Genomic DNA, 12,069 nt, shown 5'->3' with positions numbered 1-12,069 from the left:
CTATGTCGATTTATTACTAAACTCTATCGCTGCCAAAACCTTATCATTACAAACTTCATCATTACAAACTTCACCATAATAAACTTCACCATAATAAACTTCGCCATCATAAACATGCATTTAAACTTTTATGTCGAATAAACTGCCTACCGGTTTATCATCTTGATGTTGATTATTTGTTGTAAGCGATTGGTACTCGGAAACTCTTGAACTGATCACATCTTCACTCGGTGCTTGAGCCTGTAATATTGGTTGTTGTGTTGTTACTTGGTCAACACTTTGTGTCTGTTTTTGAGTCTCGATCGCTAGGTATTTAAGGTCAGAGGTTTCAGGCGCATTTCTTAGGGCGGTAACTGGCTGGCTATGTAGGTTAATACTGCCGTTAATGTCCATATACCCGCTCCAATACCTAAAATTAAATATAAAATGATTCTGTGATTATGGTACAAATGAATGTTAAATACGAATTATTCGTTTGAATAAATGCATCATTATCTATTTTAGCCTCAATTTATTAAGCCGCGATGACACTCTATTTAGCATGTTATAAAGTTATTCGTGCGTTTATTATACGAATCTAAATATTTTTAAACGAATGATATAAATAATTAATCATTATATTGTTTTAGGTTGTTCATTTTTTTGGTTAATTAAACATTACTCATTAAAATAGGCGTCATTGAATTTAATATATTTAGAGAGTGTAATGCGTTTACTGCAACGAGTGGTCCATCCTTCGATTCAAATTGAAAACTTGTCCCCCTGTCATCATCAAAGTTTTACTCGCATCGCAACAAGAGCGATAGTGATCAGAGATAAAAAAATTTTATTAATGTTCACTAATCGCTATAACGACTATTCCTTACCAGGTGGAGGTGTCGATGAGGGCGAGGATTTATTAACGGGCTTCAAAAGAGAGCTTGCAGAAGAAACCGGAGCTGTTGGAATAAAGCGTGTGCAAGCTTTTGGATTATATGAAGAGTACCGGCCACATAAGAGTGATAAACATAACCCTGAATGTTCTATCATGCATATGCTCTCGTATTGCTATAGCTGCGAAATAGGAGAGCACCTTGGTGCGAATAAACTGGAAGATTATGAAGTTAATAATGGTATGCAAGTGTGCTGGGTTCACATTGACGATGCTATTCAACATAATATTAACACCATGCAAAATGACAAAAAGCAGGGGTTATCGATTCAAAGAGAAACCTATTTAATGCAACAAATAAAAGTACAATTTAGCTTAGATTGACGACTTCTTATGCGAATCTAGGTTATTGATTGAAGATAGGTTTATGAAAGTAGCTTTCGGAAGCTATATAACTGAAATTAGTTTAATAACTTCAGTTATATAGGATTTTTTAGCTCTAAGTATTAGGCTTCGATTTCATCTGTTGATTGGACTGCTTTATTACGTCCCGTTGTTTTTGCGAAATACAGTGCAACGTCAGCGCGTTTAAGTAGATCATTTAAGTCTTCGTTGGCATTAATACGTTGAGTAGTTCCGATTGATAATGTTATTTCAACCGTGAGTTGATCATCTATTTTTATCTTGTTATTCGCTAATCGCTCACAAATGTTGTTTGCTAGTTCGAGTGTGTCTTTTTTATTTATTCTTGACGTCAGTATGGCAAACTCTTCACCGCCTATACGAGCCAAAATAGCTTCCTCAGGTAATGCTTTTTGTAGTGAATCAGCAATGAATTTTAAGACTAAATCACCGACATCATGTCCGAAGTTGTCATTAATACTTTTAAAATGATCGGCATCTATCATTAATAAAGAAACATGGTCATTGGATTCTAACATTTGACTCGCTTGCTTGAAAAAGTGCCTGCGATTACTGATTTCCGTGAGTACATCGGTATTAGCAATATGGTCAAGACGCTTTTCCAGTTCAATACGTTCTGTAATATCAAATGCTGAGGTGCGGGCGATAGCAAAATAACCTTTTTCTAGAATTGAAGTGGCCGATGTAGAAACAAAAAAAGTATGTCCGTCTTTGCATTGTACTTCTAATACAACACCTTCTATGGTTTCATCCAAGTGTAGATTTTTCAAAAACTGCTCAAATACAGGGATACTGCCTTTGGTTAAAAAATCAGTAAAAGACGATCCAACAACTTCTTCGCGTGTGTAACCTAACCAACTTAACTCAGTCTGGTTCATTTTTATGACATAGCCATTTTTATCTAAACTGTGGTAACCGCATGGAGCATTCTCATATAAATCGATTAATTCATTTTTAATGAATAAGTCGTAACGCAGTCGCCTACGTTTTTGTTCTGACATAATTAAAAGCAGTAACAAAATAGCAGCAGACCCGATGAATAATGAAGCGATGATCACACGGCCCACTGGTTTATAAAAAAACGAACTTTCATTCATTACATCATAGGGTAAGAAAATAATTAATTTCCAATTATTCTGTTGCCTAGATTGCTCACTAACAGAAAGGTTAATGGCTCGTTCTGCTTGATATTTACCGATGCTATCTAAACTAAAGGGATTGATCGATACGTAGCGAAATATTCCGTGATCTGATTGATAGATACCACTGTCATTTTTCTGAATTGTAGGCCACGCTTGAGGATATTTATCTTGAAATTTCTGAGAGACTGTATCAAGGCTTCCTCCCCACTCATTGCTTCTATCATGATTACTTATCCAGTAACCTTCTGGGTCTATCAACATACCTTGACCGTTGATACGTAGCCCCATTTGGTCTCTAAAGTTTTGTAATAATTCAGTGGCGAGGTAATTCATTACCATTAAACCAACCGTTTTACCCTCGCTATTGATAACCGGTGTTGCAAAGCGGATAACAGGTTTATAGGGAAATTCAATTTCACCACGCTCTACATTAAGTTCCATAGCAGAGACATAAACTTTACCTTGTGGTTGTTTAATACCTTCTTGAAAATAATGAGTATGTTTTTTACTTTGTAAGTTATTAGGTTTGACGATTTCTACAGAAGGGTTGATATAATTTATTCGAATACGCTCTTTACCTTCAATATCCAGTAGCCTTACTTGGTCGTAGCGGAAAAATGTGGATGCTAAATTAGAAAATAGCGACTCTAATCCTTTTTTGCTTGAAAGTGTGCCATTTTCAAGGAAATCAACTAATGCTTTGGAGCGAGTGACCATTTGCAATACCATTAATTGTATTTGCATCTCTTTTTGTAGTGCTTGAGTAGTAGAGGTTACAAATGCTTCTTCTTGCGCAAGCATTGTTTTTTCTAAGTTTTGAGTATATTGGAATTGAACGTATACCAAAGTTAGTGCTAAAGCTGTTGCTATTAATAAATAGATCCAGATAAAACGACGCAATACCGATGCTGTAAAAGAGTGAGATTCGATATCAGTATCGTTGGCAGTATTTTTTGTCATTATTATTGATCTTATTTTTGTTGGTTAAGGATAAAATAGTGTTTATGTTGGTGATATTTTATAAGCAGATAAATAACGGATATTCAGACGCTAAATTAATCATATTGATGAATTTATAGGGTTATTATTTATGCATAAAAATGCATTTTTATTCAGCAGTTAAACAAAAGCTTATAAAGTGTTCGCACAGTGGTACCAAGCAAACACTTTAAAAGGACTAAGCCATCAATAATTCAGGTAAAAATTCACCTTCGTTATTGTTGTAAATAATATATTCACCATGATATTTAACTTTAGATTTATAATCAGTTACTTTGTAAAGTAATAATGATTGATCAAAGGCTGCTTGTAATGCTTCTGGTAAATCACCACGGATATATAAGCTAATAGGTTTAACTAATAAACCATCTTCAAAATTTTGTTCAAATTGTTGACTACAAATAATCATAGATGCTTGACCTGCACTATGGCGATTTAACTTTTCACCTACTTCAAGGTCAGTGTTAACCATCCATTGTAGTTCAGTTAATTTATCACACAAATTAATTATTTGTTGTTTATTAACAGGTTTTGCTTTTAAGTCTTGGTCAAAAACGTGCTCATAGTGCGCCTTAATTGCCTGAAAGGTTTCAACTAAAGCCGCATTTTTCCCTAAACTACGGGCTTTACGTTGCCAAATTTTTAACGTCGGCAATACATCACTTTCAAAACGTTTTTTCTTCATCGCATTGGTTGTCCATGCCGCTAGAAAATGCGTTTCACTGAGTGGGTTTTTAGGAATTTTACCTTTCAGTTGTGCTTCATGTAAATCCGCTAAAGCAGTCGTGACCACTTGATGAATTGATGTTGAGAAACTAGTCATGATTATCCTGATGATTAAAAAAATAGTAAGCTAAAAGTATGACAGGCTAAGTACCCAGGGACAAGCAAAGATAGGTAATTGTTGTTTGTTGTTGTCAAATAAGGCACTGAACACTTTATTTGCGGACTAAAACTTATTGCTATGAGGGATATTAAGTGTCTGAGATTCAAATAATGCGATGTTAATAGCTAACGTTAATAAAAGTAGAATGCTAAATAAATAAAAAACAACAATGTAAATGGTTAATTAAACATTAAAAGGTGGTTAAAATGGCAAAGCTTACATCGACAGGAATTTTAATATGGTAACTGAAAATCATGTACTTGAAATCAGCCCCAAACAAAAAAAGTGCATATCACTGGTGCTAGGTAGTGGCGGTGCAAGGGGCTTGGCCCATATTGGCATTATTAAGTGGTTAGTAGAAAATAACTATCAAATAAAATCTATATCAGGTTGCTCAATTGGAGCCTTGATTGGCGGTGTATATGCTGCGGGAAAATTAGATGAATTTGAACAATGGGTTTGTGGGTTAAGTAAATTAGATATTATTTCCCTATTAGATATTTCCTGGAGTACGAGTGGGTTATTACGTGGCGATAAAATAATTGATACGCTATTCAAGCTATTAGGTGATCAAACCATCGAAGCCTTACCGCTGCAATTTACAGCCGTTGCGGCAGATATAAAAAATGAGAAAGAAGTGTGGATTAATTCAGGCTGTTTATTCGATGCGATTCGTGCATCTATTTCATTACCTTTATTTTTTACACCGGTTGAACGAAAAGGTGTGCAGCTGATTGATGGCGGTGTGTTAAACCCTGTGCCGATAGCACCAACGTTTAGTGATAATACTGATTTTACTGTTGCGGTTAATCTGGGTGGGGTTATTGATCTGGATAGAGTAGAACCAGATACGTTAATGGATGTGGTAGATAGTATTGAGGATTTACCATTGCAGCAAAAAATTGGCCATTACATCAAACAGTTTGGAGATAACTTAGCATTAACAAATAGCAAACCGCCGACATGGAAAGCTTATGATGTTGCGGACCAAGCCTTTGATGCTATGCAAAGTACCATTGCTCGCTTGAAATTGGCGGCTTACCCTGCCGATTATAATATAGTGATCCCCAGAAATGCCTGTGGCACTTTAGAGTTTGACCGTGCAAAAGAGATGATCGCCTTAGGTTATCAAAGCGCACAGAAAGCGTTACACTTAGACACTATTTAAGCATTAGGCACTCAAGTTAAGTGCAACATTGTAAAAAGGGAAACACGTGGACGTAATTAGTAGTACGCAATCTTGGGTTAACAACGTCATTGTTAAATATAATATTTGTCCATTTGCTAAAAGAGAGGTGGATCGTGGCAGTATTCGTTACTGTGAAGAAGCTAACACTGAAATTGAAGGTGTATTAGATAGACTAACAGTTGAATGCGAGTTTTTAGATACACATCCAGAAACTGAAACTACGTTATTAATTTTGAGTGAAGCCTGTAGTGATTTTGAGCACTTTTTAGATTTGGTATATCTATCCAACCATCTTCTACAAATGAGTCATTATGAAGGGGTTTATCAATTAGCTCATTTTCACCCTGATTATTGTTTTGCTGGCGATGATGAAAATGCAGCTTCTAATTATAGCAACCGTTCACCACATCCTACATTACATCTCATTCGAGAGAGCAGTATGGAAAAAGCTATCGCGGCTCATCCTGATGTGGAAGGGATCCCCGATAGGAATATTGCGTTTTTAAATAAAAAAGGTAGTCCTTTTTTTGCTGACCTTCTGGCGAGTTGTTTGTTAGTTAATAAGTAACTAGCACTTCAAATAAGAATATTTTTGAACACTTATGTTTTTAAGTGCTTTTTTATAATTAGCTAACAGGCGAGATTATTAACCTAATAACAATCGTATTGGCTACATATTCTGCATTTACAGAGATTAATGCAAAGTGTTGTTTGAAACTGGTCGACAAACCTTATTAAGCAAGATAAGTTTCACTGTTTTTCGGTTGTATTTATTCCTTTAGATATGACTGCTTCATAAACAAACGTTTTTATAATCAAAGTTAACAAGGATTTTCCATGGCAGAACAGGCCTATCAATTATTACGCATTATTATTATCGATAGCTTTTGGAAAGGGCAGGTTAACGAATTAGACTTATCTGGTCATACGCAACTTGAAGGTACCAACGGCGCTGGTAAAACATCTTTGATGCGTTTACTGCCACTTTTTTATGGTATGAGACCCAGTGAAATAGTTAGTAAAGTGGATCAAGCTAAAAACTTTGCGGATTATTATTTGCCAAGAGACTCTAGTATGTTGGTTTATGAATACCAACGACCTAGTGGTCAAACATGTATGGCACTTGCCAGCTCCGATGGGCGAGGAGTGCAATTTAAATTTATTGATAGTGGTTTTGAAAGTGGATTATTTATTGGTGAAAATCATTTTCCGTTAACCGTCTCAGAAGTTGAAAGAGCTTATCGAAATTTAGGTGTGGAATGCTCTAACTATTTAGGCGTTGATAAATACCGACAAGTGATTCAAAACTTACGCAGTGGTCGTAAAGTTAAAGAGGTTCGTCAATTACAAAATCGTTTCTCATTCAGCGATTTAGCTACTCCTCACCTGGATAAAGTAGTGAATGGTACGATTGAAAAAAATCTAGATTTCGATGCGGTTAAACAAATGCTGGTGGCTATCGCTAGCGATCACATTGCGCGCAGCGTGGGACAAGAAAAAGAACAAATTACCCTCAATAAACAAGATATTAGTTTATGGTTAGCTGATATACAAGCTAGTCGCTCGATTCAAAAAGTAAGTGATAAAATTGCGTTATGGCAAACAGATTTTACGCAGTTAGACAGTTTATTGATTAAGCTGCAGCATTTGCATGCGGAAATGTTAGCGCACCAGCAAAACATAACTGAATTGCAACAGCAACGTAGTGATCAAAAAGCCAGCTTTAGAGATGAAATAACGGTTCTAGATAAACAGTTAAAAGAACAAAGCCTTCTGCTTCAAACTGAAATAAGCCAAATAGCGGCTAAGATAGAAGCGGATCAAAGCCGAATTGATTTGTTAGATGACGATAAATTAAAGTTCGATGAAAATGACGCGGCGAGTTATCAATTACAAGCCGATAATGCACCTCGTTATCAACAAGCCTTAAACGATGTCAATGAAATTATTGAAGCGTTCGAAGGTAATTTAAATAAGGTTCAAGCTAAATTTGAGTCATTATTACAATCGTTAACCTTGCAAAAGGTACAGGATGAAGCACGTAATAATGAGCAAGTCTCGCAGATCAAAGAACAATCTAATCTACAGCTATCGGTGGTGTCCGAAAACTATCAAGGTCAGTTAAGTAAACTAAACGAACAACTTAACGAATCATTTTTAAAAATAAATATGGACCTGCAAACGCTACAAAACCAGTTGAAAATGGAAGAATTAGCGCAGAAAAATATTACTGTTGAAGCAAGCTTGCGAGCTGAGATTGAAGCAAATCAAGTCAGTATGTCAGAAGTTAAAGATAACCTAAGTGACTGCCTACAGGTCTTAAGCTCTGATAATGACCAATTAAATACGCTAGAAAAACAACGTATTCAACTCTTAGAGCAACATAAACAACACAACCGCCAGCTTGAAGATGTCAAAAAATCACGTCAGCAATTACAGTTACAACTCTTACCTGAAGTTAACTCACTGCAGCATTTTTTAAGCAATGAGCCAAATGCGTTAGGTTGGAAAAACAATATTGGACGAGTGTTATCAGCTCAACAGTTAGCACGTAAAGATCTTAATCCTCAATGGGTTTCACAGGGAGATAAAGCAGAAACTTTATTTGGATTGAAAATAGATTTAGATCAGCTGCAAGATAATGATTTACAACTTAATGAAAACGAACTTAGAGAAAAACTAAGTGATGTAGAGCAAAAAATTGCAGCCTTGATTAAAAAGGTGACAGATCTAGAATCTCAACTTAATGAATTGACTAAACAGATTGTAAATCAACAGGTTTTAATCAGCGAACGTAAACAAAATTTACAAAAAGTAGAATTAAAACGCCAACAATTTAAAGCACAACAAGAAAATCTTGAGCTTAAAAAACAACATTATTTAAAACAAGCGGCATTAGCGTTTGAAGATAATATTAAAAAGCTCACCACACAAATTAAAAATCAACATACTAAGCTTGAAGAATTTAAAGCTTTACAGCAAGAGCAGCGCTTTGAGTTGAGCAATCAAATGCTGGATCAACGCATGGTGATTGAATCTGATCGAGATAGTCAATTAGAGCAATTAGCAGAGCAGTTAACATCTATTAAAGACAGCGCTAAAACACGACAAAAAGATTATAAGCAACAACGCGACCGAGCATTAGAAGAGCTAGATCCCGATGGCGAAGTTGATAAGCGCATTAAACAACGGGTTGAGTTAACTGAAAAACTAGAACAATGTGCTGTATGGGCCCGTAAAGCCCGTGAGTACCAACAATTTATGAATGAACGTTATGTACATCGTGATCAATTAGTTGAAAAAAACCAAAACCGAGAAGTGCAAAAGCGTGGCTTAGAAAATAGCTTAGCGGATTTGAAAATTGAAAAAAATAATTTAATCAGTGAGAAACAAAAACAATTTAAGAAAGTATCACAACAATTAAATGACGATGCCGATCTGTTATTACAATTAGGGTTAGCGCAACGAGAGTGCGAGCAATACGGTATTGAAGCAACTTTAAGTGAATCTGAACCGCATAACAGTGCCGATTTAACAGTAACATTCTGTGGCGATTGGATAAAACAATTCAGAACTATTGATAAACGATTACAAAGTCAAATCACTCAGTTTAACACCGCCTTTGCTAAGCATAATGCAAACAGTGAATTATATGAAAACTGGGTTAAATTAGTGTCTGATAATGATATTTATGAAGGCGCTCGTAGTCTGTTTAAGTATCAACATCCGATCGCTGATTTATTAAGTAGTGCAGCTCAAAAGCAAAAAAATACTTATCAACTAGTCACTGTCAATGCGAATATGATCAATGAGTTTTATCAGCATATAGAAAATTTTGCGCGTCGCATTAAAAGCATTGGTAAACAGTTATCAAGTAACGTCACTAAGCTCGCTCATTTCGAAGCGTTAGCGGACATTAATGTTAATACTGTGATGAAACAAGAAGAGCTTGATTATTGGGGGCCATTACAGCAATTTGCAAAATTGTTTGACAAATATCGTGATGATTTACGTGAAGGAGTGGGTGATATTCCCGATGACTTGATTGTGGCGATGCAAAAATTATCGACTTATCTACCTAGTGATGGTTTTGCATTAGCGCATCATCAATTGTTTGATATAGAGTTTACTATCTCAGAAAAGGGGCAGTTAAAACACGCTCGTAATGCGCGACAATTAAAAAAAATCAGTTCTACGGGCTTATCCTACTTAGCGATGCTTTCTTTATATGCGGGTATTTTGGGTATGTTACGAGGTGAAAGCGATGCTAAAACACAAATCATCTTACCAGTAGATGAATTAGGTGAACTGGCAGCAGAAAATATCGACCTGTTATTGACCATGTTTAACGATAATGCGATCACTATGCTATCCGCTTCACCTTCTACGGATAGGCATATTTTATCTTTATATCAACGTCATTATAAGATTAAAGATAATAAGATTTTCCATGCGCATATTCCTACTTCTCGCTTAGATGAATTGCTGCTACAACGTAAAAAAGTAGCCGAGCAGCTCAAGAACCAACTAAATGACCATACAAGTACTAATGTAAGTACGGACGTATGCGCTATTGAGAACTCACAAGAAAAACTTGAGCAAAGCAATACAGAGAGTGAGCAGGCGTCATCAAGTACTGATATAGATATGATCTCAAAGGAGCCTCAAAATGTTTAAGCAAACTGTTCAGCAACTATTAACAGGAGCGGTAATTTGTGAAACAGGGTTTGCCGATGAATTCCTCTATTTGCAGGCTCAATCTAATCAGGATCGTGTCTCGGATTTTTTATCTAATTTAGACCGTGATTTAACGTACTTAGACAGTGCCGATGCCTATTATTGTACTTTTAACGAAGTAGACGCTAATAACAGTGCTGAACTGACCACTTTATTTACCGATATTAGAGGGATGTTTCGTCCGTTAGTAGAGTTCTTAGAGTTGATCCTCACTGCCAGTCAAACTGATTTACCTATCCATGCTAAATCAATTATTAATATCAATGAGCTATTTGATCCCTTTGAACATGATCAAACTTTACGTGAACAACTGCGCCATTTAACCGCGATACGTCCTTTTAAAACGAATAAATTAGAAAGCCGTGAACAGCTGGTATTTGTGTTTCATAAACTTGAAGAGTTAGGATACTTTGTGCGTAAGAATGCTGGAAGTAGTCGCTATTTTGCGACGGCGCGTTTCGATTTAATCTATTTATTGATTGAGTTTCTGAATGACTCAGAACGCATTGAGTTACCTGAAACGGAACAGCAACAACAAGAAGAGTTATTGTTTTAATGGCCGGCTACGATACCAAAGATGTTGCGGAGTTATTGCGTCAACTTGGCTCAAATGACCAATTGCTTGCTGAAGCCTATGTATTTGGTTCGATACAGGGCGACGGTGGTGATGCACGTAAAATTGCTGCTTTGCATAAAAAAGCGTTATTAAGGCCCGACGATGAACCGGGTGATTATCGTGTAAGTGCTGAATTAAAACGCATGCTAAACCGGTTAATGCGTAAACAAAGTAGTTACCGTCAACTTACTGATATGGGTAAAGTAATTGATGTATTGGAAGATACTGTCAACGACTACCGTTTATCTGTGATTGGCGACCAGCAGGACGATGCAGAATACTATTTAGATCAACTTGATGATCTGCTTTATGAAGCAAAAGATAACTTAAATGTTAGCTTAGATAATATGCATTATGCCATTTCCAGTCAGTTTGGTTTTGTATCTACTATTAGTGCCAAGGTTCGTGAAAATGAACGTGCTTTAACCTATGCACAAAAGCTATTAACTGAGTTACAACAGATTGATCCTGAAACTTGTTATGAGTGGATGAATTGGGCTTGCCCGGTAGAACTGGCGCGTAAAATCAGTGGTTTCATCTATTGGTTTAATCAGACTCTACCAAGGTTACGTTACATCATTGACAGTATGCGCCTAAGTTTATTTAAATTACGACGCGATGAAAAACAGGCAAGCCTATTACGCAATATGGCGCGGTATCTTCACAAACACCCTGAATTTGAAATTAATGAACAGGTGTTTGAAGACAAAACTTTACCGAAACCATTACGTTTTGCTGCGCCGATGCCGATTAAGTCGTATATCAATGTTAAAGAAACAGCGCATGAAATTGCATTAATTGAAATTGTACAATCACTGCGTAAATTGAGTTCAGTGGTTAAACCTAATGCGCGTGAAACATCGGAAGTGGAATTGATTGCTAATGTTGCTATGAGTTTCAGTTACGATTACTTCGAAGAGCAGACAGAACGTTTATTTGAACAAGCTATTACCACTGGAAACCCCGTTTCTGCTATTAAATATTGGCAACAAGCGTTACCAGAATGGCATAGCGAACAACAGCATATCGACCCGACACCTTGGGTTGAGTTAGTGTTTAGTAGTTATTGTAAATTAACCAATATACAACAAGCATTGATAGATATTCGCCCTAAAGGCCAACAATTAAAGGGTATTTCCCATAATTGGTCGTACAGTGATATTGTCGTTAAAGTAAATAGTTAAGGTCAATTATTATTTGAATTCA

The 12,069-nt window shown here is 36.2% G+C and carries 9 protein-coding genes; 6 read left to right on the top strand and 3 right to left on the bottom strand.

Annotated features, from left to right (window positions below):
* Positions 1 to 120: 120 nt before the first annotated feature.
* Positions 121 to 393, bottom strand: a complete 273-nt coding sequence (locus MT391_RS04585; protein ID WP_499440236.1) for a hypothetical protein — start codon at positions 391 to 393, stop codon at positions 121 to 123.
* Between the two features lie 313 nt (positions 394 to 706).
* On the opposite strand from MT391_RS04585, the gene MT391_RS04580 reads away from it, so the two are divergent.
* Positions 707 to 1,255 carry an NUDIX hydrolase gene (locus MT391_RS04580; RefSeq protein WP_166369286.1) on the top strand — a complete coding sequence of 183 codons (549 nt, stop codon included), beginning with the start codon at positions 707 to 709 and terminating at the stop codon, positions 1,253 to 1,255.
* Positions 1,256 to 1,377: 122 nt separating this feature from the next.
* Here MT391_RS04580 and MT391_RS04575 read toward each other — a convergent pair whose 3' ends face one another.
* Both MT391_RS04575 and MT391_RS04570 read right to left on the bottom strand, forming a co-directional pair.
* Positions 1,378 to 3,396, bottom strand: a complete 2,019-nt coding sequence (locus tag MT391_RS04575; RefSeq protein ID WP_499497055.1) for a sensor domain-containing diguanylate cyclase — start codon at positions 3,394 to 3,396, stop codon at positions 1,378 to 1,380.
* 217 nt (positions 3,397 to 3,613) lie between these two features.
* Positions 3,614 to 4,258, bottom strand: coding sequence for a DUF2913 family protein (locus MT391_RS04570; protein WP_166369290.1), 645 nt, complete (start codon positions 4,256 to 4,258; stop codon positions 3,614 to 3,616).
* Between the two features lie 301 nt (positions 4,259 to 4,559).
* Between MT391_RS04570 and MT391_RS04565 the strand changes: the two genes are divergently transcribed.
* From MT391_RS04565 to MT391_RS04545, 5 genes are all read left to right on the top strand, one after another.
* The gene (locus MT391_RS04565; RefSeq protein ID WP_166369292.1) at positions 4,560 to 5,489 is read left to right on the top strand and encodes a patatin-like phospholipase family protein; all 930 of its coding nucleotides are present in this window, start codon (positions 4,560 to 4,562) and stop codon (positions 5,487 to 5,489) included.
* 46 nt (positions 5,490 to 5,535) lie between these two features.
* Positions 5,536 to 6,078 carry a DUF1415 family protein gene (locus MT391_RS04560; RefSeq protein ID WP_166369294.1) on the top strand — a complete coding sequence of 181 codons (543 nt, stop codon included), beginning with the start codon at positions 5,536 to 5,538 and terminating at the stop codon, positions 6,076 to 6,078.
* A 269-nt stretch (positions 6,079 to 6,347) separates the two neighbouring features.
* On the top strand, positions 6,348 to 10,187 hold the full coding sequence (locus tag MT391_RS04555; RefSeq protein ID WP_499497054.1) for an ATP-binding protein: 3,840 nt from the start codon (positions 6,348 to 6,350) through the stop codon (positions 10,185 to 10,187).
* A complete protein-coding gene (locus MT391_RS04550) occupies positions 10,180 to 10,803 on the top strand; it encodes a hypothetical protein (RefSeq protein WP_166369298.1) in 624 nt (207 codons plus the stop codon). The genes MT391_RS04555 and MT391_RS04550 overlap by 8 nt, the downstream gene beginning before the upstream one ends.
* Positions 10,803 to 12,047, top strand: coding sequence for a hypothetical protein (locus tag MT391_RS04545; protein ID WP_166369300.1), 1,245 nt, complete (start codon positions 10,803 to 10,805; stop codon positions 12,045 to 12,047). Before MT391_RS04550 ends, MT391_RS04545 begins: the two co-directional genes overlap by 1 nt.
* Positions 12,048 to 12,069 lie beyond the last annotated feature (22 nt).

It is taken from the genome of Vibrio sp. 1-Bac 57, assembly GCF_037546855.1.
GTDB lineage: Bacteria > Pseudomonadota > Gammaproteobacteria > Enterobacterales > Psychromonadaceae > Psychromonas.
Note: the sequence above shows the minus strand (reverse complement) of the source record. Positions and strands in the feature narration are given on the sequence as shown.

Coding starts and splice junctions, on each gene's coding strand:
- MT391_RS04585 (WP_499440236.1), bottom strand. CDS start 393: ATGGACATTAACGGCAGTATTAACCTACATAGCCAGCCAGTTACCGCC.
- MT391_RS04580 (WP_166369286.1), top strand. CDS start 707: ATGCGTTTACTGCAACGAGTGGTCCATCCTTCGATTCAAATTGAAAAC.
- MT391_RS04575 (WP_499497055.1), bottom strand. CDS start 3,396: ATGACAAAAAATACTGCCAACGATACTGATATCGAATCTCACTCTTTT.
- MT391_RS04570 (WP_166369290.1), bottom strand. CDS start 4,258: ATGACTAGTTTCTCAACATCAATTCATCAAGTGGTCACGACTGCTTTA.
- MT391_RS04565 (WP_166369292.1), top strand. CDS start 4,560: ATGGTAACTGAAAATCATGTACTTGAAATCAGCCCCAAACAAAAAAAG.
- MT391_RS04555 (WP_499497054.1), top strand. CDS start 6,348: ATGGCAGAACAGGCCTATCAATTATTACGCATTATTATTATCGATAGC.
- MT391_RS04550 (WP_166369298.1), top strand. CDS start 10,180: ATGTTTAAGCAAACTGTTCAGCAACTATTAACAGGAGCGGTAATTTGT.
- MT391_RS04545 (WP_166369300.1), top strand. CDS start 10,803: ATGGCCGGCTACGATACCAAAGATGTTGCGGAGTTATTGCGTCAACTT.